This is a genomic window from Rhizomicrobium sp. (assembly GCF_056722145.1).
Genome location: NZ_JBWZET010000318.1, coordinates 1 through 24,741 on the forward strand (window position 1 = coordinate 1; position 24,741 = coordinate 24,741).

Sequence of the window (24,741 nt, forward strand, 5' to 3'; positions counted from 1 at the left end):
GGATGCAGCGTCTTCACGCGCCCGTCCAGCATCTCCGGAAAGCCGGTTAAATCGCTAATATCTCGCACTGCGAATCCGGCCTCGCGGAGCGCCTTCGCCGTGCCGCCGGTCGAGACCAGCATCACGCCATGTCCCGCTAGGCCTTTGGCGAAATCGATCAATCCAGTCTTGTCGGAAACGGAAAGCAGCGCGCGGCGGATGGGGCGGAGCGTCATGGCAGACTCGCGTTTCGTTCTGGGGTTACGGCCGGTGATACGTCGCGAGGCCGCGAAACAAAAGGGTCAGATCGCCGCCGACCAAAAGAATCTCAGCGATTCGCCGATCACGAAACACGAACGAATATTGCCGGGATCACGAGGCCAATGTTTTCAGCACTTTGAACACCGCGCTCGCCAGGGTATGGAGTTCCTTGGTGACCATGGTGAGGGCCGGGGTCACCACCAGCGTGGGGCCGCAGACTGCCACCAGGGCACCGTCCATGCGCAGCTGCCGCTTGAGGGCGGCGGCATCGGGCGCGCTCGCGAGTTCGATCACGCCGAGGGCGCCGCGCACGCGAATGTCTTTCACGATAGGGAGTTTCAGGCACTTGCCGAGTTCGGTCGCCAGCTTCTTGCCGATCTCGTTGGCGGCCAGCAGCCGGTTTTCGCGCGCGAACAGGTCGAGGAAGGCGTTGGCCGCCGCCGCTGTCAGGGTGTCGACCGGGCCCCAGCTCGTGTCGGGCGCGAATTGGCTGGAAAACAGGGCGGCGCCGAGCGGCAGGGTTCCGCTGGTCAGCATTTCGCCGAGCACGATGATGTCGGGATCGATCGCTGCGGCCTGATGGGCGAACATCACGCCCAGTCGTCCGAAGCCGGTGAAGCGCTCGTCAGCGATCAGCGGCACGCCGGCCTTGAAGGTGATCTCGCGCACGCGTTGCAAGGTCTCTTCGCTGTGGAACGGCAGGCCGGGCACGCGCTGCACCAAGGGCTCGATCACCACCGCGGCGAGGCGCGCGGCGCGGGTCTGCAGCAGGGCGGTGAGGTCGGTGGCGCTGCCATCGTCGCGCGGCAGCGGCAGCGGGGCGCCGTCGCCGCTGAAGGCGCCGCCGGCAAAGCTGGCGATTTCGCCGGGATGGGCCTGGCGGGCGATCGCCAGCGCGGCGTCGAAGGCGAACCGGCCCGAGGGGGCGAGCGAGGCGCGCTTGGCGGGAAGAAGGGTGTTCATCCGGCCCTGCAGCTTGGTGGCCTGGGCGGCGATGAGCACGTCGTCGAAACTGTGCGGCAGGCGCGCGGCCTGAGCCTCGATGCCGAGCTGGATCAGGGTCGGCGACAGCCCGAGGATGGCATTGGGCGTGGCGCCGTCGATCAGCGTCCGGCCGTCCTCGAGGGTAATGAGGCTGCCGCGGGCCTTGGTCACCGTCAGGACGGGTTCGGTGGGATAGTCGCTGGACATGGCGGGGCTCGCGGGGCGGGAGGTTCGGCCCCATGCTCCTCTTCGACAATTAAGGCGGCGTCAAGGCGTCTCGGTTCCGCGCGTTGACGACGCTCGCGCCATGACTATAGTCCGCCGCCTCCATTCGCATATGTGCGACGTGCCCCCGTGGCGGAATGGTAGACGCGGCAGACTCAAATCTGTTGCCTTCACGGGCGTGCTGGTTCAAGTCCGGCCGGGGGCACCATTCCCGAACAAAACCGCGAACCTCGCCCAGGCGTTCTGGGGCGGAAATGGCTGCTGCGGTGGCGGCGGGCGGGCCGGAGATGACGGCCTTTTCGGCACCGACCACGATGGACGAGACCAGCCCGCGCAGGTAGCGCTCATTGAGGGCGGGCGGCGCGTTAAGGAGTCTACACTTCAGGGTGCCGGCAACGCCGGTGGCTTGCTGCTTGGAAAGGGCCAGCCGGAACTTGGGAACGGCCGATTCGATCTGGGCGAGCAGCCGGACACATTCCTCATGCCGGGCCGTTAGGTCGTCTATTTTGGTCCGGCCTCGTGACAACTCGGCAGGATGCCGTCAGCCACGGCAGTGAGGAGCCGGCCGCGCTGCAAGATGTTGCAGCCGGCAGATACAAGGGCATTCCGGTCGCCGGCCACACCGACGTGCCGCATCAAGACAGCAACCCGCACGGCGATCACACCGATCCGTGGGGCAATCACGTCGACGTCCAGACTCCCGTCGACGGTGCGCCCGTGGATCCGACCGCAGAAGACAACCGCAACGGCTGATCTGCGGCGCGCTATTTGACCGCGCCGATTTTTTTCATCTTGGCCCAATAGTAATTATTGGCCCGCACCCGCGCCTTGTGCATCGTGCAGATGTAGGTGGCGCGTTCGTACAAGGTGCCTTCGCGGGCGCAATCGTAATTGTTGCCGCTGCACCAGGCGCAGCCGGTTGCGACGTCGCAATCGATGCACTCGCCTTCCGTCTGTGTCTTGCGGGTGAGCGCCAGAAACGGGCGCAGCTTGTTGGCGTCGATGCCATTGTAGCAGTCGCCGATGATACGGCCCGGCTTGTTGTGGAGCGAAAAACCGGTGAAACGGTTGCAGGGATAGAACCAGCCGTCGCCGTCGACCGCCAGCATCTTGCCGGCGCCACACCAGTTGCCGTCGTCGTTCTTGTCGAGCGGCTTGCCGACACCCTTGGTGAACAGCGAGCAGACGTGATCGCGCCACAGTCCGCCGTCGATCATGGCATCGGCAAGCGCCATCAACTGGTCTTCGAAAACAGCGTCGTCGCCGTCCTGCCAGACGTCCTCGAACACCGTGTTGATGGCGACGTTGCGGATGCCGAGCGAGAACAGGTGCAGCACGCTTTCCTTGATGAAGGGCAGGTCGTCGTGGCTGATGGTGGCCTTGGTCTGGGCCTCGGGAAACTGGCGCAGCCACAACGGGATCGCCTTGACCACCCGGTCGTAGGAGCCGCGGCCGTTGGCGAAAACACGGTTGGCGTCATGTTTGCGCTTGGTGCCGTCAAGCGAGATGCCGATCGAGACGTGGGTGCGGTTCTTGGCGATGAAGTGCTGCACCTTCGGTTTGGCATAGAGCAGGCCGTTGGTCGAAAAGCTGAAGCGATAACTTTCGAACCAGGGGTGATCGGTCTCAAACAACCGCAGCTTGATGTAATCGCAGATGCGATCGATCAGGTCGATCTCGATCAGCGGCTCGCCGCCGATGAAATCGAACACGATCGCATGGGAGTCATAGTATTGCGGCGTAGCGAGCAGGTATTCCACGGTGGCGCGCGCCACTTCGAAATCCATCCGCCGCGTCTTGTTCTTGCCGACGAGATAGCAGTACTTGCAGGCCAGCTGGCAGTCTTCGGTGACGACGAACGTCACCGATTTTGCGGACCCTTCCTTCCAGGACCACAAGCGGTTGTCGCGGCGCAGGTCGTTGCGGCTTGGCATTCTCGCCTAGCCGGAGTTTTTCTGGTTGTTTCCGAGGCAGAGATCTTTGCAGGTGTTCTGACAGGTGTCGCTGCACCCATTCTGGCAATCGCCGCCGCAATGATTCATGCAGTCGCCGGTGCAGGTATTGCCGCAGTCGTTGCAGGCCATCGCCGGCGTCGGAAAAACCACCGCCGCAAAGCCGATGGCGGCCAGGGCCGGAAGCATCTTGCTGAGAAGTTTGCGGCGTTCGGGGCGAATGTCGGATTTCCTGGTCATGTCACGCCTTCCTGCGTTGTCATGCGTTGAGAGAGATTTCACAACTGTCGAAATCGATCGTCCAATGGCCGGTGGCGCTGCTCTCCCAGCCGTAGAGTCTGCCTTTTTCCTTCCACCACGCCTGAAAGCGTGTCGCGGTGCGCCCCATGTCGGCGACCAGCTTTTCGTAGAAGGCGTCACCGGCCGGCATGTTGCCGTTTTCCCGCAGCGCCGCCACCAGTTCGACGAGCCCGTTCTTGCGTTCATACAGCGCCTGGATTTCGTCGCGCTCGGCCGGTGTAACGCGCCCGACGACGCGCGGTGTTTGTGATCCGGTTCGGGCGGTCTTCGGTTTTGGTGCCATGCTCGCTCCTGTCACAACATCGGGTCGCCGGAAGGATCGCCAGCCATTATCGGCGGATCGCGTCCGATCAACTCCAGCGGATCGCTGTAGTTCAACTCGACGATACGCGGCAGGCGCCCGAAGGGTTCGATCCGGCCGAGATCGCGCAGCAATTGGCGCGAGGCCTCGCGCTCGATGTGGGCAATCCGGCACTGTTGCTCGGATGGTACGTTGTATTCGTCGGTCAGCTTACGGCTCAACCAGACACAGCGCTTGCAGTGCCATGCATCGCAGCGCGTACACAGCGGCGCGCGAGCGTAAGCCAGGGTGGCGGGTGGCGTGGCGACAAATCCCCCGTCGGGATCGAAGCGCCCGATCGGATCGGCATTGGCGGCGAGAAACGCCGGGCAAATGTGGCAGCCGCCGTCGGGCGCTACGGTGATGTGCTTTTCGCCGGCGTCGCAATGGCGGCGCGCCTTGAGGAACATGCGATCGGTCAGGACATTGACTTCGAGCCGCTTGCCGGCGGCAAAAACCTTTTTGAGCGCGGCCGCGATCGCCGCGAGTTCGTCGGCATAAATGTCGAGATCGCCAGCGGTGAAATACTCAATGTCGGTCAGATGCAGGCTGAGGCGGCCGAATTTGCCGACCAGAGCTGCAAACAGACCAGCCAGGTGCGGCAGGTCGCGCCGGCCTGCCCGCACAATGAGGTTGCGAGACCAGTTGGGCGTCAAGGCGGCCAGGACGGTATGATCATTCGCCGCCAGCACCAGGACCGCCCCAGGGTACACCTCATGCAGCGCACCGGGCGCGATGAGCATGTGCGGCACTCGCCCCATCTGTCGCTTCAAGGCCGGCGGCGGCGAACGCTCGCCGAGCAAAAACGTCAGCGCAATGCCGTTTTCGAGCGCGTGACGGACGATGGCCTTCAACAGTTCCGGCGCCATCCAGCGTGGCGGCAGCGGGACGCCGAAGCGCGGATTGTCGTAATGGCAAAACGCTACGGCGCCGTCTTCCAGGGCGATCAGTGCGTACTCGGGTGCACAAAGCGGCATCTCGGGCCTTAATCAGGTAGATTGGGCGGTGCAATGGCCCGAGCAGGTGTTCTGGCAGGAGCCCGAGCAGTCGTCGGAACAGATGCCCGTGCATTTGCCGGCGCAGCCGTTGGCGCAAGTGCCGCCGCAATTGCCGTTGCCGCATTCGGCCGTACAGCTGCCGGAGCAAGTGCCTTGGCAGCCGGCCTCGCACAGGCTGTCGCAACTGGCCGCAGCACTTTGCGTCACGATGGCCGCCAGCCCAACAACCGCCAGGACCGGCAACGCCCTGCCGAGAAGACGCCGCCGGGCCGGATCGACCTGCTTGTTCATCGCTCAGGCCTTGGAAGAACCCGAGCAGCTGCCGGTGCAGGTAGAATCGCAGCCGCCGCACTTGCCTCCACAGTCGCCCATGCAATCGCCCCTGCAGCTTTCGACGCAATTTTCGGAGCAATTGGCTTTGCAGGTCTCGCCGAAGCAACTCGCGCGCGCCGGCGTTGCCGCCAACCCGAAGCCGACGATGGCCAGCGTCGGAATGACACCCGACCTCAGGAAGCCGCGACGGTCCATTTTCTTTGCCATGGAATACCCCCTCACCAATAAACGCCTATCCAGCGTTCGCTCCGCATACGGTGCGTCGCATGATGGAGTGCGGACTTTTCTACTCAGCCGTAAAAAATGCAAGTAAATCCAAAAAACGTCGTTGCGTGCAATTGCGAACAAAACGCAGATTGTAATGTATGCGACGGATTAGCGATACCTGATCAAAATGCATCGTTGAGTGGACGTCTCTTTTTGGTGCTGGCGTTTTCGGTGTTGCCGCAAATTGTGATGATTATAAATTGCGATGAAGATTACCATCGCCACAGTTATGCGGGCCGCTGAATCGCATTACGATGGCAAGTGGTTCGCGTCCGCGGAGGGCTTCACATGACTGGTGCGCGCAAAGCTTGTTGGCTTGTTCTGGCAACGCTGCTGGTGACGAAACCGATGTCGGCGGACATGGGGCAGGTCCACCTGAGCAGTGCGCCGGCTGACGTCTCCGAGAGCGCGCAAAAGGCCCTGATCCTGCACAACGGCCGCGAGGAAATTCTCATTCTCGGGACCGAACTGGAAGCCACCGGCAAGGCCTCGGTCGTCCGGTTCATTCCGTTCCCGTCGGAACCAAAAGTGGCGTTGGCGCCGAACGGTGTGTTTTCGACCTTGGCCGCGGTGGTGAAGAAGTACGGCCTTCGCTACGTGACGGCGTTCCATTCCAAGGGAGGTGCGCCGACGCTGCAGCAGAACGGCGTCGACGTGACCTTCGCTGGTCGGCTGGGTGAGCACGATCTGACGGTGATCCACGTCCGCGACGCAACCCAGTTCCGCGCCTGGGCGAATGCCTATTTCCACAAGAGGGGATTCGCGCCGCAAAAGCGGTTCGCCGTCGCCGAAGCCATCGTCGCCGACTACGTCGCCCGCGGCATTGCGTATTTTGCCATCGACGCGGTCGAGTTGTCGGCCCAGAAGCGGTTTGTCGATCCGATCGTCTACCGCTTCGCCAGCCCGTCTCTCTATTATCCTTTGAAGACCTCCAACAGTTTCGGCGGCAAAGGCGATATCGAACTCTATGTCGTCGGTCCGACCACGCTGTGCGCGCCGGGCAGCAACGTCTTTATGGATGAGGGTGACAAGGCCCTCAACGCCCAGGGAATGGTGACCGGGCCGTGCCTTGGGCTGCGCGTGAAGGCCAGCACCTCGGCGCTGCTGGTTCCCGAAGAGCGCGATCTGGCGGCCTTGTATCCGGCGGCGGTGGATTTCTTCGGCGCCCAGCCGGCGTTCTTGCAGGCGATCCGCTACAGCGGCGACTATCATTTCGACAACGACGTGATCGTGCCGCTGCCGCAAGGCGTCGCCAAGCCGATGAGCATGCCGGTGGTCGAAAACCATGCGCCGTGGGCGATCCACTTGAACGACGAAGATCCGCGCTGCAGCGCGCCGCCGGTAGCCGGCACCTGCAAAGGCAATTTCGAGCGCTATTACTTCGATCAAAAGACCGGCGCCTGCCGGATGTATTCCTGGGGCGGCTGTGAAGGCAATCCGCCGTTCGCCGCCATGGAGGAATGCGTCAAGACCTGCGTCAAACGCCCGACCGGGCCGTGAGCCGGCGGGGTGCCGGAGGCTGGCTGATCGCGGCCGTCGCGTTGGCGCTTGTAGCGGCCGCTCGAGCCGATCCGATCGCAGACGTGGACTGCACGGTGCCGCAGCACGCCCAGCGCCTCATCAATCACTGCTCCAGTCTCAAATTGCAGGACCTCGACCGGCAGTGGGCGGCGCTTCGCCGGGACATTGAACGGACCCTCCCCGACGAAACCGATCGCGTCCGCTTTCAGGCAGCCGAGGACGCTTGGCTCGCGTTCCGCAAGGCGCAGTGCGCCTTTGTCGCGCCGCCCAGCCGTCGGGGGAGTTTGTCGTCCATGATCTATACGATCTGCGCCCGCGATCTGACGGACGCGCACCTCAGCCAGCTTCGATCCTATCTCGACTGCCGCGTGCGCGCGCCGGCGGCAAACTGCCGGCCGTAATTCGGTTCAGGCCTGGCACGGCGTCACCTGCGAGCGAATCCGCTCGTATTCCTTTTCGGGATCGGCGATATCGCGAATGACGATGCCACTGGCCGACGAGTTGGAGAAGCTCAGGGCGCTGAACGGACTCGACGTCGTCGGTCCCCCGGTCGCCATGGTGGCTAGGTAAACCGAGCCAAGCCCGCATGTCCGCTGCAGAACGCCCATGCGAAGCACGACTTCCTTCACGTCGGAATAACGGATGACCTTCTTGCTGATGGTGAGAAATCCCTCCTCGAATTCGAGGTGATCGGCAAAGAAGCGATATTCCGTGCGTGCATAACTGAATTTGCGGCCGAAGTAGTAGATCGCGGGCACCCCCACAAAGGCAAGGACACCGAACAAGGCGAACGTGCCGAACGAGAAGGTCGGCCCATCCTCCAGGCCGTCGGTGAACCAGGACAAGGCGAGCGAAGCAAACCCGCCGAAAAACAGGGCGGACCAGAGTGTCAGGAACAGTTGCAAGGGAATCTGCGCGAGCAACACGGTTCTGCCAACGAACACCGGCTTCAGTGAAAATGTCATGTCGCCCCCCTTTTGAACCGAGATCACCGAGCATAATGTGACATGAGGTAACTTCCTACCCCGATGTCGGTGATACCAGGCGTGCGAAGATGGAATTCGAGAAGCCGATGTGAAATGCAAACATGGCGACGGCATTGGTTGCTGATTGGCGCAGTGGTTCTGTTGGTGCTGATTGGCTTGATATCGCGCGCCGCGTTCGCCGCCGGGCAATCGGGCGCGATGCCTCGGGTCCCGGCTGCGACGCCGGCAACGGCGGGCGCGGGGCTCGTATTCACGTTGGAACGGACGCCCGCGCGGGGCGCAATTGTCCTTTTGAGGGTCGCCAACCCGTCGCGCTATGCGTGGTGCGTTAACGAGGTCTCGTTCTCGCCGGGCCAGTTCCTGATCAAGATCGGTAGTCGCGTGATTGGCAGCAGGGCAACGAAAGTGGCGCCGCTCGGTCTGCCCTGCTTGACGTTCAGGCCGGGCGAGGCGCGTGAACAGAAAATCGATTTGACGTCCGCCTTCACGCCGAAGGAACTGCGCGATGGTGTGTTGTGCTACAGCTTTGCTTATCGGCACGATCCCGCCAATGGGACAAGCGGAATGTTCGGCGAGATCGGCACAGTGTGTGAAGGACTGAGCAGCACGAAATACCTGATGCCCACGGAATAACAGTCCGCTTTCGTCCCTTGCCAACCACCGCGTTGCCACAGAACCTGCGCGACGGCGGTGTCCGGCAATTCCCCGCCCGAGCAAGCATCCGCAGCCGCCAAGCGGGCTGCCGGTGTAGCGCGCGCGCATTGTCATTAATCCGGGCTGCGAGTACTCTTTGACGGTCACGGACCAAAGGCGAATTCGCAGCCGTGCCGAGCGTATGTGGCGAAGCCGGAAGCGCAGTGACTGCAGGGGGACGAAGCCTATGGAAAAAAAGCGTAGTGTCAGCCGCCGGTCCTTGCTCGCAAGGACGGGCAGGGTCCTTCCCATGTTGGCGGTGCTTGGTGTGGGCATGGTGTCGATGATGCCGGCGCATGCCAGTGATTGTAATGGAAGCTGCGAAGGCGGCTGCAAGGGCACATGCGAGGGTGGCTGCACCGGAACCTGTGAGGGTGGCTGCACCGGTACGTGTGAAGCCGGGTGCAAGGGCACCTGTGAGGGCTCGTCAAAGCTCTAACGGGCTGCGTCGCGCCGACGCAAAGATACGAGAATGACAAAGGCCCGGGTGCTGAGACGCATCATGGCGTTGCTGCGCACCCAATCGAGTGATCGCCGCACCGCCCGCCTGCGTGAAATGGCGGACCACATCCCCGATTATGCAAACGAGCCCCGGGGCAGGGCTGCCAAGGATGGGTGAAGGCGGCTGTCGTAGAGCGGCTCGTGGCAAAAATCACCGAGCGCGCGCCAGCATGCAGCAAGCTTCTGAATTGGTAGACCAACCCGAGTGACGGACAGTCAGTCGTGAAAATGAATGGCTGCTGCGGCCATGCGTGTCGAAGTTCCGCGTTCCAGGCACCGCTCGCCAACAAATTTTCCCCGTCACGGAACGGGATCGCGTCTTGCGCGTCCTGGCTTTGAGCCGCCGCAGGTTTGAACCGTCGCGGTGACGGCGCCTGCCGCGCTCATGGAGGGAAGCCCATGACAGTTCGTCGTTTGAAACTCGCGTTGCTGGCCGCGGTTGCACTCACAACGGTGCCCGCGGGTGCCGATTTCATCAAAACGACGCCTCTGGTCACCGACGATCCGGCGGCCAATCCGGCCGCGATCACCGACGCCAGCCTGGTCAACGCCTGGGGTATTTCCGACAGCGCCACCAGCCCGTTCTGGGTGTCCGACAACGGCACTGGCGTCACCACGGTCTACCGCGTCACCCCGGGCAGCAACGCCATCACCAAGCTTGGCCTGACGGTCACCATTCCGGGCGATGGCTCGGTCACCGGCCAGGCCTTCAACGGCGCCGCGGGAACCGGCGCCTTCAATGGCGACAACTTCCTGTTCGTCAGCGAAGACGGCACCGTCTCCGGCTGGCGCGGCGCCATCGGCACAACGGCGGAAGTGCTGCAGGCGGGCAGTGCCGCCAATATCTATAAGGGCACGACCACGGCGACGGTCGGAGGCCACGCCTATCTCTATTCGGCGAATTTCGCCTCGGGTCAGGTCGATGTGCTGAAAGGCGATGCCGGCGCCCCCGATCTCGCCGGCCATTTTGCCGATCCGACGCTGCCCTCCGGTTATGCGCCGTTCAACGTTCAGGTGCTTGCCGGGCACATCTTCGTCACCTTTGCCCAGCAGGTCGCCGGATCGAATGACGAGGCCCACGGCGCCGGGCTCGGCTTCGTCGACGAGTTCGACACCAACGGCAATTTCATCGCCCGGGTGGCGAGCGGCGGCGTGCTCAATGCGCCGTGGGCGCTGGCGATCGCGCCCGCCGGTTTTGGTGTCTTCGCCGGCGATCTGTTGGTCGGCAATTTCGGCGACGGGCACATCAACGCCTTCGACCTCGCCAGCATGAGTTTCGACGGCGTGCTCAAGGACATGAACGGCAATCCGCTGGCGATCGATGGCTTGTGGGGCCTCGCTCCCGGCAACGGCGCGGCGGCGGGCAGTACCGGCGACCTTTATTATTCGGCCGGTCCCGGCGATGAATCGCATGGCGTGTTCGGCGCCCTCAGCTTCGTGCCCGAGCCGGCCAGCGTGGCGCTGTTCGGCATGGCCCTGTTCGCCTTGCGCCGCCGCCGCCGGGCCTGACAGATCGGCATTGACGCGCTATCCTCGCGGGCGCAGTTGCCAGCGGGGGGCGCGCCATGCTGCGTTGGGGTTTCGGTTTTGGATTCATGCTTCTGGCGATTACGCCGGCGTCGGCGGGGTTCGATGCACCGCTCAAGACCGAGATCATCCCGACCACCGGCAAGGCGGTGCTGCACTGCCAGACCTTCCCGAACTTCCTTCTGAAGTGGGAGGTCGACGGCGAGATAACGCCGGTCATCTACATCCTGAAAGGCAAAGGGCCGTGGGCCTGCGCCAGCACCATGAAGGACGAACTGCATTTCGGGTCGTGGCCGATGGTGCGGGTCAAAGGGCCGTACATCGTGCTGCAATATCCTCCGCAGGCGGACTACGGTTCTTCGTTCACGGTGTTCGATACGCGACGGTGGCGTTACGTCGAGGCCGCCAGTGTCATCGGCGATTTCACCGCGATCCGGCTTGATGGCGAGGCGCTGGTGCTCGACTACCGCCGTTCGGTGGCGCCGGAGTGTTCGCTCTATTACGGCGTGGCGACCGAATGCTGGGGCATCGTCAAAAAACAGTCTGGCCTCACCGACGCGATGATGCCCGATTGCCGGACGCCTTACGAAAACGCCAAGCGCGAACTGAACGTCGCCGACATCACCGATTATCCGGCAACCGTCACCTACGCCGCCGAACTGCGGATCGTAAACGGCAAAGCGACCGACACCTCTCGCCCCGGCCCGGTCACCTGCGCGCCCTGATCACGACGCCTTCTTGGTTGCCGGCGAACGCCAGCGCCGTACGATCTGGGCGAGTTCGTCGCGGCTGATGTCGACGGTGCGCCAGGCGTTGGAGAACGAGGCCTGCTGGACATGGGCGGAGCGGGCAGCGCGCATTTCCTTGAAGCGGATGCGCATAGGCATCACCGAGCCTTGCCCCAGCACGATCGCTTCGCGGTCGCCGAGCAGCGGCAAAAATTCCAGCAGGTCGAGCGCGCCTTCATGGGTGTTGGCGCGGATCACCGCTTGGTCGCGTTCGGTGGAGAGTCGCATCGCGATCACCGTCGAGCATTGGCTCATGATGGTGGCGTCGAGTTCCGATGGCCGTTGGGTGATCAGCGCCAAGGCGACGCCGTATTTGCGCCCCTCCTTGGCGATGCGGGCGAGCGCCTGCCGCGTCGGCATGAATTTGTTGCCGGCATCGGCGGGGGCATAGCGGTGCGCCTCTTCGCAGACGATCAGCAGCGGCAGCCGCGCCTCGCTCCAGCTGGCAAGGTCGAAGGCGAGGCGCGAGATCACCGAGATCACCACGTCCATGATTTCGCCCGGCACGGTGGAGAGGTCCAAGACCGTGATCGGCTTGTCGCCGACCGGCACGCGGAACAGGCGCCCCAAGACGTCGGTCATGGTGTCTTCGATCATCACGCTGCCGAACATGAAGCCGTAGCGCGCGTCGCTGACCAGCGTTTCGACGCGGTTCTTCAGCCGCTTGTAGGGCAGGGTGTTGAGGGTGCGGTCGAGCTTGCCAAGCTGTTCGTCGAAATAGGCGACGAGGTCGGCGAGACGGAACGGCACCGGCGTGTCGACGGTGATGGAAGAGGTTTCGGTCTGCGGCCGCCGCACGCGTCCGGCAAAAGCCTCGGAATAGCGCCGCTTGGCCCACACCACCGCGTCGGTGAGGATTTCGATTTCGGCTTCGCGCTGTTCCTCGGGGCTGATGAAGGCGGCGGTGAGTTCGTGGAAGTTGAGCAGCCAGAACGGCAGATTGAGATTGGAAGGATCGATCACCTCGGCCTGGTTGCCGAAGGCGGCGGCGTATTCGCCGTGGATGTCGAGCACGACGATGCGGGCTTGGCGGTATTCCGGCAGCAGGCTCTTCAGGATGCAGGTCAGCGCCGTCGACTTGCCGCAGCCGGTGGTGCCGATGATGAGGAAATGCTTGCCGATCAGATCGTCGACCAGGAGTCGCGCCGGCACGTCCGCGTGCTGATAGAGTGCGCCGACCTCGATGGTGGCGACATCGGGGCGGGTGTAGGCGAGCGTCAGCGCTTCGTGATCGGCGAGATGGACGCCGTCGCCGATGGTGGGCAGGCTGGAAACGCCGCGGCGGAACACGCGCCCCTTCGCCGGGTCGAGCAGGATTTCGCCGGCGAGATTGAGTTCGAGCAGATTGACTTCCTCGGCGCCCGAAGCCGCATCCGGCATCGGCACGCTGACCGCCGATACGATGCCGATGACGAGGGCGTGCGGCGTCGGGATGGTCAGCGTCGATCCGATCTCGACGCGATGGTGCGCGGTCGGGTTCTTCTCCATCACCGCCACCGCCTGGGCGCCGGTCACCGAGACGATGTGGCCGACGCGTGGCGACACGTTGGGGCGTTTGGAGCCGGCATAGCTCATCGAAGTGCCTCCTCGGCGGGTATGGTGAAGGCGACGGTGGTGCCGCGCCCTTCGGCGGAATCGAGCCACAGTCGTCCGCCATGGCGTTCGACCAGCGCCTTGGCGATCGGCAGGCCGAGGCCGGTGCCTTCGTGGGCGCGGGTATGGCCGCTGCGCACTTGCCCGAACGGTTTCAGTGCGAGTTGCAGTTGTTCGGCGCTCATGCCGATGCCGGTATCGCGCACCGACACGGCGACGTAGCGGCTGTCGACCGCCGCGGCGGCCAGCGTGATGGTGCCGCCGGTGGGCGTGAATTTGTGGGCGTTGCTGAGCAGATTGATGACGATCTGCTTCAGCCGACGGCCATCGGCGCGCACCAGCGGCAGCTGCTCGGGCAGGACGACGGCGAGCGTCTGGCTTTTTTCGGCGATGCGGGCTTCGACCAGCGTGGCGGCGCTGAACAGCAGGTCGCGCAGGGGATAGGTTTCGAGATCGAGTTCGAAGGTGCCGCTCTCGATCTTGGCGACGTCGAGAATGTCGGAGATGATGGCGAGCAGGTGCTTGCCGGCGTCGTTGATCAGTCCCGCGTATTCGGTCGCCCGTTCGCGCGCCAAAGCCGGCTGGCCGGCGATGATGTCGGAAAAGCCGATGATGGCGTTGAGCGGCGTCCTCAGCTCATGGCTCATGTTGGCGAGGAATTCGGATTTGGCGCGCGAGGCGAGCGCCTGTTCCATTGCCGCAGCCCTCAGCGCGCGTTCGCCGCGTTGCCGCGACACGCATTGCCCGAGGTCGAACGTGTATCGTGAGAGGAGCGAGGAACGCCCCTGACGCGCCGCCATTTTCCTGCTTCCATGCCCTACGCACGTAGCGCGAAAGTAGCAGCGATGCGGCTAAGCAAGCCTTAATGGACGTGACATAAGTACCAAAGCCCGGGCTTGGATTGATCTATTGTTAACGTAGCTTACCAATTCGTTAGCGCGCCTCACGGGCCGCCGCGGGCGCCGACGGCGCCGAATATCTGGCCCGAAGTATAGGTCGGCTCGTTGGATGCGAGCAGGACATAGAGCGGCGCCAGTTCCGCCGGCTGGCCGGGGCGTCCCATCGGGGAGTCGGCGCCGAAGCTGACGACCTTGTCGGTCGGCTGTCCGCCCGAGGGCTGCAGCGGAGTCCAGATCGGACCCGGCGCCACGCCGTTGACGCGGATGCCGCGCTTGGCCGTCTGTTTCGCCAGCGCCTTGACGAAGATCATGATGGCGCCCTTGGTCATCGAATAATCGAGCAGGTTCTGCGACGGGTCATAGGCGTTGACCGAGGTGGTGCAGATGATCGTCGAACCCGGCTTCAGGTGCGCCATCGCCGCCTTGGTGATCCAGAACATGGCGTAGACATTGGTCTTGAAGGTGGAATCGAACTGCTCGTCCGGCAGCTCGGTGATGAAGTCGATGGAATGCTGCTTGGCGGCGTTGCTGACCAGGATATCGAGCCCGCCGAGCTCGCGCGCCGCGGTATCGACCAGCCGGCGGCAGAACGCCTGATCGGTGATGTCGCCCGGCAGCGGCACGGCTTTGCGCCCTTCGCGGCGGATCAGCGCCACGACTTCGCGCGCATCGGGTTCCTCCACCGGCAGATAGCCGAAGGCGACATCGGCGCCTTCGCGGGCAAAGGCAATCGCGGCGGCCCGCCCGATACCGGAATCGCCGCCCGTGATCAGCGCCTTGCGGCCCTTGAGCCTGCCCGATCCGCGATAGCTGGTTTCGCCATGATCGGGGCGCGGGGTCATTTGCGAAGCGAGGCCGGGCGGGTCCTGCTTCTGCGCCGGGAACGGCGGATGGGGATATTCGCTCGCCGGATTGGGTCCGCCGCCCGATTGCGCTGCGGCCGGTCCCGCTGCCGCCGTCACCAGTCCGGTGGAAAGGCCGCCCATCACCAGGCGGCGGGTATTGTCGATCGGTTCCATGCGCGCGGCTCCCGCTGAATTCGGTGGAATAACTTCGACGCCGCGCCGCCGTTCCAAACGAAAAGCGCCGCCCTTGCGAGCGGCGCTTACTTGCAATGCTGTTTGTTTCAGGCCTTGGGCGGAGCCGGGAAACCGCGGTCGCGCATCAGCGCATCGACCGTGGCGTCGCGGCCGCGGAATTTGCGATAGGCGTCTGCCGCTTCCACCGTGTTGCCGATCGAGATGATGTCGTCGTGCAGCTTCTTGCACAGGGCAACGTTGTAGAAGCCGCCCGGCGCCTCTTCGAAATACTCGGCCGCATCGGCGACCAGCACTTCGGCCCAGATGTAGTTGAAGTAGCCCGCGGCATAGCCTTCGCCGCTGAAGATGTGCCCGAAGTGGGGCATGCGGTGGCGCATGACGATTTCGGCCGGCATGCCGATTTCGCTGAGCGTCGCCTTCTCGAACGCCGCCGCATCGATGTCGGCGGCTCCGGCGAGATGCAGCTTCATGTCGACGATCGCCGAGGCGAGGTATTCCACCGTCGCGAAGCCCTGGTTGAAGGTCTCGGCCTTCTTGATCTTGGCAACCAGGTCCTCCGGCATCGGCTTGCCGGTCTCGAAATGCACCGCAAAGCGCGACAGCACTTCGTGGGTCGGCAGCCAGTGTTCGTTGAGCTGGCTGGGGAACTCGACGAAGTCGCGCACCACGTTGGTGCCGGCCAGCGTCGGATAGGTCACGTTCGAATTCATGCCGTGCAGGGCGTGGCCGAATTCATGGAACATGGTGGTGGCGTCGTCCCACGAGATCAGGATCGGCTTGCCTTCGCCGGCCGGCACGAAATTGCAGTTGTTGGAGACGATCGGGGTGATCGCGGTCTTGAAGCGCTCCTGGGTGCGGTATTCGTTCATCCAGGCGCCCGAACTCTTGCCGGCGCGGGCATAGGGATCGAAGTACCACAGCGCCACATGCTTGCCGTCGCGGCTGACGTCGAAGACGCGGATGTCCTTGTGCGCCGTCGACAGGCCGTGGGTTTCGGTGAACTGAAGGCCGTGCACCTTGCCCGCCGCCCAGAACATGCCTTCGCGGATCTTGTCCATCTGCAGGTACGGCTTGATCAGGCTTTCGTCGAGATCGTATTTCGCCTTGCGCACCTTCTCGGCATAGAAGCGATAGTCCCACGGCGCGATCTTGATGGCGGCGCCTTCGCTGTCGGCGAGCTTCTGCATGTCGGCGACTTCCTCGCCGACGCGCGCCACGGCGGGCTTCCACACCTTCATCAGAAGGTCCATCGCCGCATCGGGCGTCTTGGCCATCTGGTAGTCGCAGATCCAATGCGCGAAGGTCGGATAGCCGAGCAGCTTGGCCTTCTCGGCGCGCAGCTTGCAGATCTTGGCGATGATCGCCTTGTTGTCGTGGGCGTCGTTGTTGTCGCCGCGGCTGGTCCACATGCGGAAGGCTTTTTCGCGCACCGGCCGGTTGGTCGAATAGGTGAGCAGCGGCTCCATCGCCGAGCGGGTGTTGGCGAAGACGTATTTGCCGTCGAGCTTCTTGTCCTTGGCCGCTTCCGCCGCCGCCGACACCAGCCAGTCGGGCAGGCCGGCGAGATCGCCCTTGTCGAGCGTCAGCCACACGCTTTCCTCGTCGCCGAGTTCGTTCTGGCCGAATTCGGTGTAGAGCGTGGACAGCGCCTGATTGACTTCGGCGAGCCGCTTTTTGCCGGCCGCGTCGAGGGCGGCACCTTCGCGCACGAAGCGGCGGTAGGTCACCCAGACGAGGCGCTGCTGCTCGGCGCTGAGGCCACTGGTTTCACGCTTGTCGTAGACTGCCTTGATGCGGGCGAACAGCTTCTCGTTCTGCACCACCTCGTCGCCGAAGGCGGCGAAGATCGGGCTCATCTCCTTCTCGACCGCCTTCATGGCGTCGTCGTTCATCGTCGAGGTGTAGATGTTGAACAGGGCGGCGCCGCGCCCGAGCGGACGGCCGGCGTCTTCCATCGCGGCGATGGTGTTGGCGAAGGTGGGCGGTGCCGTATTGCCCGCAATCCGGGCAATTTCGGCCCTGTTGAGGTCGATGGCGTGCTTCAAGGCGGCACTGAATTCGCCGACCTTGGCCTTACGGAAATCTGGAACGCCGCCATAAGGACCGACCCAGGGGTCGAGCAGCGGGAACTGAGCGGCAGCCGACATCGGGCCCATCGCGGCAAAAGTGGTTGCAGCGGCCGAAGCTAGCAGAAATTGGCGTCTTTGCATGGGAAACCCCTGGCTGGCGGAAATTGATTGATGTCAATTCTCGCACCCTCGCCCTGCCGCGCTCAATTCACTCGCGCGCGAGGACCCGCGTCAGGATGTCGTAGGTAATGTGGCATGGAAAATACCTGTCCTGACGGCTCCTCCGCTATGATGGGCCCAAGCCGCAATCCTATAATGCGGCAATTGGGAGAAATGCCGTGCGCCTTACTCTGCATACAGATTATGCGCTGCGCATGTTGATGCTGCTGGCGCTTGAACCGGAAGAACTGCACACCATCGCCAGTGTGGCAACGCGCTATCGCATCTCGCGCAATCACCTGATGAAGGTGGCGCAGACCTTGATTCAAGCCGGTTTCGTAGCGTCCGTACGCGGCCGCCATGGCGGTCTCAAGCTCGGGATGGACCCGGCTGCGATTCGGATCGGTGCCGTCGTGCGCGCCACCGAAGACGGTTTTGCGATGGTCGAATGCTTCGACCGCAAGCGCAACACCTGCGTCGTGACCCCGGCCTGCGGGCTCCGCAAGCCGCTCGACGAAGCGGTCCAGGCCTTCCTCGAGGTGCTGGACAAGACCTCGCTCGCCGACGTCAGCCAGGTCCCGGGCAAGGCCACGCGCATGCGCCGGCTGTTGACCGAGTCCGTCGCGGCGGCGGTCTGAGCACCGGATTCGGGCCGGAAAAGGGTTCGAAAGCCCGGGTCGGGCAACGATCACGTTTCACAAATCGGGACGGGTGGAATAAACAGGACCCCGAGCCGGGATGGCTCACGAGTCCGGGCGAGGGGCCCGGGGTCGCACTTCAGCATTGAAGGCCAGGATGGCCCGCACCACCGAACCGCTCGAACTCAAGAAGCCGTCGTCGCGCAAGCAGCGCGGCGCCACCACCATTCTCGACGTTGCCCGCCGGGCAGGCGTCTCGCCGATGACCGTCAGCCGCGTCGTCAACGGCGAGAAGAACGTGCGCCCGGCGACCCGCGCGGCGGTGCTGGCCGCGGTCAAGGCGCTGAACTATTCGCCCAACCCGGCGGCCCGTTCGCTGGCCGGGGCGGAGGCGGCGCGCATCGGCCTGATCTATTCCAACCCGTCGGCCGCCTATCTCACCGAATTCCTGGTCGGCGCCCTCGACGAAGCCAGCCGCACCTCGGTGCAGATCATGCTCGAGAAGTGCGAAGCGACCTCGTCGGCCGAGCGCAATGCCGTGCGCAAGCTGGTGGCGTCGGGCGCTGCCGGCGTGATCCTGCCGCCGCCCTTGTGCGAGAGCCACGACGTGCTCGACGAGCTGAAGCAGGCGGGCCTGCCGACGGTGGCGGTGGCGACCGGGCGCTTCGGCAAAGGCGCGAGCTGCGTGCGCATCAACGACCTCGCCGCCTCGCGCGAGATGACGAATTACCTGCTGACGCTCGGCCATCGCCGCATCGGCTTCATCAAGGGCCATCCCAACCAGACCGCCTCCACCGAACGCGAGAAGGGCTTTTTGAGCGCGCTGGCCGATGCCGGCATCAAGCACGATCCGGCGCTGATGGTGCAGGGCTATTACAGCTACCGCTCCGGCCTTGATGCGGCCGAAACGCTGCTGACTTTGAAGCAGGCGCCGACCGCGATCTTCGCGGCCAACGACGACATGGCGGCGGCGGCGGTTTCGGTTGCCCATCGCAAGGGGCTCGACGTGCCGCGCGATCTGTCGGTGGTCGGCTTCGACGACACCTCCATTGCCACCAACATCTGGCCGGAGCTGACCACCATCCGCCAGCCGATCACCGCCATGGCCGAGATTGCGCTCGATCTGATCGTGCAAGCGATCCGCAGCCACAAGCGCAACGGCGGCGAGGCCAAGTCGGTTGACCATCTCGTCACCTATTCGCTGATCAAGCGCGGTTCGGCGGCGACGCCCCCGAATCTGCCCAAACCGGCACCTAAACCGGCAGCGGAATAGCGTCTGCCGCCCTGCGGTTGCGGGTCGTGCACAGCTTGCGGTCAAGTATCGCGGGGCGCGGCTGCCGGTGCCGGTGGTGGCGCATTGACGAGCTTCTGACAGCGCTTCCATAGTGCCGTTCGGAATGGACACATTGCCGCCCGCTGGCTGGTAGCGCTATCAATGTGCAGCAACGGAGCGATACGGTAGGGTGCTCGGCCCGGCAGACCGCTAAGAGTCTGCGCTAGACAACGCGACTGCGGTCGCAAGGGGAGAAGTATTGATGGCCAAAACCAATTATGGGCTCATCGTCGGCCTGACCGTGGCGGCGACGCTCGGTGGCCTCTTGTTCGGTTACGACACGGCGGTGATCTCGGGCACCACCGATGCGATCAAGGTGAATTTCGTCGAGCCGCGGCATCTCTCCGAAGGCTGGGCCAACATGGTGCACGGCTTTGCGGTGGCGTGTGCGCTGCTCGGCTGCGTCATCGGCGCCTTGCTCGCCGGTCCGATTTCCACCCGCATCGGCCGCAAATGGGGCCTTCTGATCGCGGGCGTCCTGTTCTTCCTGTCGAGCGTCGGCGCTGGCTATCCCGAATATTTCTGGAGCCTGTTTGGCGCCACCGGCTACAAGGCGCTGCCGGCCTTCATCCTCTATCGCCTGATGGGCGGCACCGCGATCGGCATGGCCTCGATGCTGGCGCCGATGTACATCTCCGAGATGGCCCCGACCAAGATCCGCGGCATGCTGCTCACCTTCGAGCAGATCGCCATCGTGGTCGGCATCAATCTCGTCTACTTCGTCAATTTCTGGATCGGCAGCGGCCACGATAGCGACAAGTCCTATCTCGCCAACGTCGGCTGGCGCCACATGCTGGCCTCGGCCGCGATTCCGGCGACGCTGCTGATCATCGCCATGCTGCTGGTGCCTGAGACGCCGCGCTTCCTGGTGCTGAAGGATCGCAACAAGGAAGCGCTGGCGCTGCTGAAGCGGCTGTTCGGCGACGCCGAAGGGGAGAAGACCCACGGCGAGATCAAGGCGACGCTGGTCGAACATACCCGCCCGCTGCTCAGCTACGGCTGGATGGTGGTGCTGGTCGGCATCACGCTCAGCATTTTCCAGCAGCTCGTCGGCATCAACGCGGTGCTCTATTTCGCCCCGCACATGTTCGAAAACATGGGCTCGACGCCGACCGAAGCGCTGTCGCAGTCGGCCTGGTTCGTCGGCGTGACCATGACCCTGTTCACCCTGGTCGCGACCTTCACCGTGGAAAAGTTCGGCCGCAAGCCGCTTCTTTTCTGGGGTGCGGTGATCATGGCGGCGGCGATGATCACGCTTGGCTTCCTGTTCCACCTGCAGATGGTCAGTGCCGCGGCTCCCGCGGCGGCGGCGCATGCCGGCAATGCGGTCGCGGCGGCGGCGCATTCCGGCGGTTCGTCCTACGTCGCGATCGCGGCGGTGGTGGTCTACATCATCGGCTTCTCGTTCTCGTGGGGCCCGATCGTGTGGGTGCTCTTGGCCGAGATCTATCCCAACTCGATCAAGGGCCAGGCGATGTCGATCGCCGTGGCGGCGCAGTGGATCGCCAACTTCATCGTGTCGCAGACCTTCCCGATGCTGGATGGGTCGAGCGCCCTCAACGCCGCGTTCCATCACGGCTTTGCCTATTGGCTGTATGGCGTGTGCGCGGCGGCGGCGGCGGTGTTCGTGTGGAAATACATTCCGGAAACCAAGGGGCGCAGCCTCGAGGACATGGAAAACGTCTGGCACCTTCACGGCAAAGGCAAGAACTGAGAAATGATCACACTCGGACGGGGCAAGTTCGAGCTCGACGTTGCCCCAGAAATCGGCGGAGCGATTACGCGATTTGCCATCGGCGATAAGCCGGTGCTGCGTCCGGTTGCGCCGGGCCAGACCAGCGTGTTGGAAATGTGCTCGTTCCCGCTGGTCCCGTATGCCAATCGCATCGCGGGCGGCACGTTCGCGTTCGGCGGCACCACCTACCGGCTGCCGCTGAACTTCGGCGATCACCCGCATTCGCTGCACGGCCACGGCTGGCAGGCGCCCTGGCGGGTGGAAATCCTGTCGCGCGACCGGCTGAGTCTCGCCTTCGATCATGCACCCGACGCCTGGGCCTGGGCCTATTCGGCCGAGCAGGTGTTCACCATGGCCGAAGACGGTCTCAGCGTGACGCTGTCGATCCGCAGCCGCGATGACAAGCCGATGCCGTACAGCCTCGGCTTCCATCCCTACTTCCCGCGCCATCCCGGCTCGATGCTGCAGGCGGCGGTGAAGGGCATGTGGCTCGCCGACGACACCATGTTGCCGACCGAGCACGTCGACGCCGCCAAGCTGATCGACCTCAACGCCGGTCAGGTGGTGTCGAAGGCGCCGTTCGTCGACAACACGTTCAACGGCTGGCAGGGCCCGGCTGTGATCACCCAGCCCGAGTTGGGCCTTGAGATCACGCTGACGGCCTCCGAGAACGCCGGCTTCCTGCACGCCTTCATTCCCGACGGCGCCGACTTCTTCTGCGCCGAGCCGACGACGGCGATGCCCAATGCCGTCAACCGGCCCGAATCGGCCGCGGCGACGGGCGCCAAGGTGCTGGCGCCGGGGGCGACCGCTTCGCTCGAAATGCGGCTCAAAGTGCGCGCGCTGTAGCGGAACTGACAGAGTTGTAACGAAACGCCGATCTTAACGGTCGGCGTTTTGCTTTTGGTGGTTGTGGCTTGCGGCTGAAAAGCGGTTTCCCCTGTCGGGGAAGCGCTTTATGGTCCGCCCGCCAGCAAGTGAAAGAGGTCGGCGCATGGGCGCTCACGGGGTCAAAGCTGCACGCAATCTCCGCACCCTGCTCATCGTAGCGGGCGCGCTGGCGCTGGCGTCCTGTTCCTCGTCAGGGGTGAAGTCCGCGACGGCGTGGACCGGCCTGTCGAGCGCCGCAGCCGCGCCGGCCCCCAAGGATCAGCCCGCTGCGCCGCTGCCGAGCGACCTCGCCACCGCGACCGGGGTGCATCCCGAGATTTGGCCGCTCAATCCGCCGCCGCCGAAGGATGGGGCGGTCGAAGCCGAAGTGGCGCGCCTGCTGTCGCAGATGACGCTGGAAGAGAAGATCGGGCAGATGCTGCAGCCCGACATCAAGTCCGTCACGCCGGACGACGTCACCCGCTATCATTTGGGCTCGGTGCTCAACGGTGGCGATGTCGGGCCCTACGGCAATTTGCGCGCCCCGGCCGCCGATTGGCTGCGCGCTGCCGACGAGTATTACGACGCCGCGATGCGCGACCGCCTGCGCATCCCGGTGATGTGGGGCATCGATGCGGTGCACGGCCACGGCCACATCCTCGGAGCCACCATTTTCCCGCACAACATCGGTCTCGGTGCCATGCACGATCCCGACCTGGTGCGTCGCCTCGGCGAGATATCGGCCCAGGAAATCCGCGTCACCGGCCAGGACTGGACCTTCGCGCCGACCATCGCGGTGGTGCGCGACGACCGCTGGGGCCGTTCCTATGAGGGCTTTGGCGAGCAGCCGGGCCTGGTGTCCGACAACGCCGTGGCGATGGTCGAAGGCCTTCAGGGCACGCCGGGCAGCGCCGACTATCTCAAGGGCGGCCATGTGCTCGCTTCGATCAAGCATTTCCTCGGCGACGGCGGCACCGATGGCGGCGTCAATGCCGGCAATATGACCTATTCCGAGACCGCGGTGCGCGACCTGTTCGCGGCGCCGTATATTGCCGCGATCAAGGCCGGCGCCAAGAACGTGATGGTGTCCTACTCGTCGTGGCGCGGCACCCGGATGCACGGCCAGAAGGGTCTCGTCAGCGATGTGCTGGTCGGGCGGCTTGGCTTCGACGGCTTCGTCATCAGCGATTATCACGGGATCGCCAATGTGCCCGGCTGCACCCGCTCGAACTGTCCGCAGGCGGTCAATGCCGGCATCGACATGATCATGACCGGCGACGATTGGAAGACGCTGTATGCCAATCTGGTGTCCCAGGTGCGCTCCGGCGTGATCCCGATGGCGCGGATCGACGAAGCGGTAAGCCGCATCCTCCGGGTCAAGATCGAATCCGGCCTGATGACCGCCGGCCGTCCGTCGGCCCGTCCCTATGCCGGCCATTTCGAGCTGCTGGGCTCGAACGAGCATCGCGCCGTGGCGCGGCAGGCGGTGCGCGAGTCGATGGTGCTGCTCAAGAACGACGGCGGCCTGTTGCCGCTATCCCCGCGCAGCCATGTGCTGGTGGCCGGCGACGGCGCCCAGAACATGTCGAAGCAGACCGGCGGCTGGACGGTGACCTGGCAGGGCACCGAGACGAGCCGCGCCGACTTCCCGCATGGCACGACGATTTTCGAAGGCATCAAGTCGAACGTCGAAGCTGCCGGCGGCACCGTCGATTATTCGCCGGACGGCACCTTCCGCGAGCGTCCCGACGTCGCCGTGGTGGTGTTCGGCGAGGACGCCTATGCCGAAGGCCGCGGCGACATCTCCACCCTCGACTATCAGGCGGCGACCAAGCGCGACCTGAAGCTGCTGCAGCGGCTGCAGGCGCAGGGCGTTCCGGTGGTGGCGGTGTTCCTGTCGGGCCGCCCGCTCTATGTCACGCCGGAGATCAACGCCGCCAATGCCTTCATCGCCGCGTTCTGGCCGGGCTCGGAGGGTGAGGGCGTCGCCGACCTGCTGTTCGCCAATTACGATGGATCGGTGGCTTACGATTTCCGCGGCCGGCTGTCGTTCTCCTGGCCGCGCTCGCCCGATCAGTTCACCAACAATGTCGGCACCGAGCCCTATTTCCCGCTGTTTCCGGTCGGCTACGGACTGACTTACGGCGCGCCGCAGAACATCGGCCCGCTGGCCCTGGCGACGCCGCCGCGCGCGGCTGTGCCGCCGACCACGGCGACCGTTCCTGGGGTCGTTGCGCCCACGCCGTCCGAACGCGGCGTCCTGCTCGATGCCGGTGCTCCAGCGAGCGGCTGGAGCTTGTTCGTCGGCGGCGAGCGCGTCGTCACCGCGGCGTCGACCAAGGCGACGCAGGCCGGTCTGACCGCCAAGCGCACGGCCTCCAGTGTCGACGTGACCTGGGCGACGCGGGTGCCGGTCAGTTTCCAGATCACCGGTACGCCAGCCAATTTCGCCCGCGACGCCGATCGCGGGCTCGGCCTCGAAGTGACCATGCGGGTGGATCAGGCGCCGGTGTCGAATGTGGTGCTGGCGATGGGCTGCGGCCCGTTGTGCGGCGGCAAGCTCGACATCACCGAGCGGTTGCGCGATCTCGCCCAGCGCGGCGGTTATGCGACGCTCAACATTCCGCTCGCCTGCCTGCGCGGCGCCGGAGCCGATCTGTCGAATGTGCCGACGGCGTTTGCGTTGACCGCGACCAAGGCGCTCGGCGTCTCGATCCGGTCGGTGAAGATTTCGCACGAAGGCGAGGCGC

General features: G+C 64.4%; 23 protein-coding genes, 1 tRNA gene and 1 pseudogene. 14 read left to right on the forward strand and 11 right to left on the reverse strand.

Translation table 11 applies throughout. From position 1 onward, the window contains the following. A pseudogene (gene purH, locus AC1P6P_RS16870) lies at positions 1-215 on the reverse strand (bifunctional phosphoribosylaminoimidazolecarboxamide formyltransferase/IMP cyclohydrolase); the annotation flags it as partial. A gap of 136 nt (positions 216-351) precedes the next feature. Next, positions 352-1,431, reverse strand: a complete 1,080-nt coding sequence (locus AC1P6P_RS16875) for an aminotransferase class III-fold pyridoxal phosphate-dependent enzyme (RefSeq protein WP_481403610.1) — start codon at positions 1,429-1,431, stop codon at positions 352-354. A gap of 141 nt (positions 1,432-1,572) precedes the next feature. Here AC1P6P_RS16875 and AC1P6P_RS16880 point away from each other — a divergent pair. Both AC1P6P_RS16880 and AC1P6P_RS16885 read left to right on the forward strand, forming a co-directional pair. After that, positions 1,573-1,657: transfer RNA gene (locus AC1P6P_RS16880), tRNA-OTHER, on the forward strand. A 311-nt stretch (positions 1,658-1,968) separates the two neighbouring features. Continuing rightward, complete coding sequence (locus AC1P6P_RS16885; protein ID WP_481403611.1) at positions 1,969-2,202, forward strand: hypothetical protein; 234 nt, start codon at positions 1,969-1,971, stop codon at positions 2,200-2,202. An 11-nt stretch (positions 2,203-2,213) separates the two neighbouring features. Here the strand turns inward: AC1P6P_RS16885 and AC1P6P_RS16890 are convergent, their stop codons facing one another. Genes AC1P6P_RS16890 through AC1P6P_RS16905 form a run of 4 tightly spaced genes read right to left on the reverse strand, consistent with a single transcriptional unit; the run spans position 2,214 to position 5,018 of the window. Further along, positions 2,214-3,383 (reverse strand): radical SAM peptide maturase, CXXX-repeat target family, encoded by a 1,170-nt coding sequence (locus tag AC1P6P_RS16890; protein ID WP_481403612.1) that lies wholly within the window; start codon positions 3,381-3,383, stop codon positions 2,214-2,216. Between the two features lie 6 nt (positions 3,384-3,389). After that, entirely contained in the window at positions 3,390-3,641 is a 252-nt protein-coding gene (locus AC1P6P_RS16895; RefSeq protein ID WP_481403613.1) for a Cys-Xaa-Xaa-Xaa repeat radical SAM target protein, read from the reverse strand. A gap of 19 nt (positions 3,642-3,660) precedes the next feature. Continuing rightward, positions 3,661-3,984 carry a CXXX repeat peptide modification system protein gene (locus tag AC1P6P_RS16900; protein ID WP_481403614.1) on the reverse strand — a complete coding sequence of 108 codons (324 nt, stop codon included), beginning with the start codon at positions 3,982-3,984 and terminating at the stop codon, positions 3,661-3,663. An 11-nt stretch (positions 3,985-3,995) separates the two neighbouring features. Further along, positions 3,996-5,018: a CXXX repeat peptide maturase gene (locus AC1P6P_RS16905; protein ID WP_481403615.1), complete on the reverse strand. Its 1,023-nt coding sequence runs from the start codon at positions 5,016-5,018 to the stop codon at positions 3,996-3,998. Positions 5,019-5,046: 28 nt separating this feature from the next. Here AC1P6P_RS16905 and AC1P6P_RS16910 point away from each other — a divergent pair, with 28 nt between their 5' ends. The 3 genes from AC1P6P_RS16910 (at position 5,047) to AC1P6P_RS16920 (ending at position 7,561) form a co-directional block, all read left to right on the forward strand. Further along, entirely contained in the window at positions 5,047-5,685 is a 639-nt protein-coding gene (locus AC1P6P_RS16910) for a hypothetical protein (RefSeq protein WP_481403616.1), read from the forward strand. Between the two features lie 242 nt (positions 5,686-5,927). Then, entirely contained in the window at positions 5,928-7,139 is a 1,212-nt protein-coding gene (locus AC1P6P_RS16915) for a DUF2330 domain-containing protein (RefSeq protein ID WP_481403617.1), read from the forward strand. Beyond that, a complete protein-coding gene (locus tag AC1P6P_RS16920) occupies positions 7,100-7,561 on the forward strand; it encodes a lysozyme inhibitor LprI family protein (protein WP_481403618.1) in 462 nt (153 codons plus the stop codon). Before AC1P6P_RS16915 ends, AC1P6P_RS16920 begins: the two co-directional genes overlap by 40 nt. Positions 7,562-7,567: 6 nt before the next feature. On the opposite strand, the gene AC1P6P_RS16925 is transcribed toward AC1P6P_RS16920, so the two are convergent. Continuing rightward, positions 7,568-8,125, reverse strand: a complete 558-nt coding sequence (locus AC1P6P_RS16925) for a PH domain-containing protein (RefSeq protein ID WP_481403619.1) — start codon at positions 8,123-8,125, stop codon at positions 7,568-7,570. Between the two features lie 138 nt (positions 8,126-8,263). Between AC1P6P_RS16925 and AC1P6P_RS16930 the strand changes: the two genes are divergently transcribed. From AC1P6P_RS16930 to AC1P6P_RS16945, 4 genes are all read left to right on the forward strand, one after another. Further along, positions 8,264-8,779: a hypothetical protein gene (locus AC1P6P_RS16930; protein WP_481403620.1), complete on the forward strand. Its 516-nt coding sequence runs from the start codon at positions 8,264-8,266 to the stop codon at positions 8,777-8,779. Between the two features lie 247 nt (positions 8,780-9,026). After that, positions 9,027-9,278, forward strand: coding sequence for a Cys-Xaa-Xaa-Xaa repeat radical SAM target protein (locus AC1P6P_RS16935; protein WP_481403621.1), 252 nt, complete (start codon positions 9,027-9,029; stop codon positions 9,276-9,278). Positions 9,279-9,739: 461 nt separating this feature from the next. Then, complete coding sequence (locus AC1P6P_RS16940; protein WP_481403622.1) at positions 9,740-10,849, forward strand: TIGR03118 family protein; 1,110 nt, start codon at positions 9,740-9,742, stop codon at positions 10,847-10,849. A gap of 56 nt (positions 10,850-10,905) precedes the next feature. Then, the gene (locus AC1P6P_RS16945; protein ID WP_481403623.1) at positions 10,906-11,592 is read left to right on the forward strand and encodes a hypothetical protein; all 687 of its coding nucleotides are present in this window, start codon (positions 10,906-10,908) and stop codon (positions 11,590-11,592) included. On the opposite strand, the gene AC1P6P_RS16950 is transcribed toward AC1P6P_RS16945, so the two are convergent. The 4 genes from AC1P6P_RS16950 to AC1P6P_RS16965 all read right to left on the reverse strand — a co-directional run bounded on the left by AC1P6P_RS16950 (position 11,593) and on the right by AC1P6P_RS16965 (position 17,397). Further along, the gene (locus AC1P6P_RS16950; RefSeq protein ID WP_481403624.1) at positions 11,593-13,230 is read right to left on the reverse strand and encodes an ATP-binding protein; all 1,638 of its coding nucleotides are present in this window, start codon (positions 13,228-13,230) and stop codon (positions 11,593-11,595) included. It lies immediately after the preceding gene. Continuing rightward, entirely contained in the window at positions 13,227-13,985 is a 759-nt protein-coding gene (locus AC1P6P_RS16955; RefSeq protein ID WP_481403625.1) for a sensor histidine kinase, read from the reverse strand. Before AC1P6P_RS16955 ends, AC1P6P_RS16950 begins: the two co-directional genes overlap by 4 nt. Positions 13,986-14,191: 206 nt before the next feature. Continuing rightward, positions 14,192-15,166, reverse strand: a complete 975-nt coding sequence (locus AC1P6P_RS16960; RefSeq protein ID WP_481403626.1) for an SDR family oxidoreductase — start codon at positions 15,164-15,166, stop codon at positions 14,192-14,194. A 107-nt stretch (positions 15,167-15,273) separates the two neighbouring features. After that, complete coding sequence (locus tag AC1P6P_RS16965) at positions 15,274-17,397, reverse strand: M3 family metallopeptidase (RefSeq protein ID WP_481403627.1); 2,124 nt, start codon at positions 17,395-17,397, stop codon at positions 15,274-15,276. 197 nt (positions 17,398-17,594) lie between these two features. Between AC1P6P_RS16965 and AC1P6P_RS16970 the strand changes: the two genes are divergently transcribed. The 5 genes from AC1P6P_RS16970 to AC1P6P_RS16990 all read left to right on the forward strand — a co-directional run. Beyond that, positions 17,595-18,053: an RrF2 family transcriptional regulator gene (locus tag AC1P6P_RS16970; protein ID WP_481403628.1), complete on the forward strand. Its 459-nt coding sequence runs from the start codon at positions 17,595-17,597 to the stop codon at positions 18,051-18,053. 157 nt (positions 18,054-18,210) lie between these two features. Next, on the forward strand, positions 18,211-19,326 hold the full coding sequence (locus AC1P6P_RS16975; protein ID WP_481403629.1) for a LacI family DNA-binding transcriptional regulator: 1,116 nt from the start codon (positions 18,211-18,213) through the stop codon (positions 19,324-19,326). A 262-nt stretch (positions 19,327-19,588) separates the two neighbouring features. Continuing rightward, positions 19,589-21,100, forward strand: coding sequence for a sugar porter family MFS transporter (locus AC1P6P_RS16980; RefSeq protein WP_481403630.1), 1,512 nt, complete (start codon positions 19,589-19,591; stop codon positions 21,098-21,100). A 3-nt stretch (positions 21,101-21,103) separates the two neighbouring features. Beyond that, complete coding sequence (locus tag AC1P6P_RS16985) at positions 21,104-21,970, forward strand: aldose 1-epimerase (protein WP_481403631.1); 867 nt, start codon at positions 21,104-21,106, stop codon at positions 21,968-21,970. 145 nt (positions 21,971-22,115) lie between these two features. Further along, the coding region (locus AC1P6P_RS16990) for a glycoside hydrolase family 3 protein (RefSeq protein ID WP_481403632.1) at positions 22,116-24,741 on the forward strand (2,626 nt) is incomplete at its 3' end.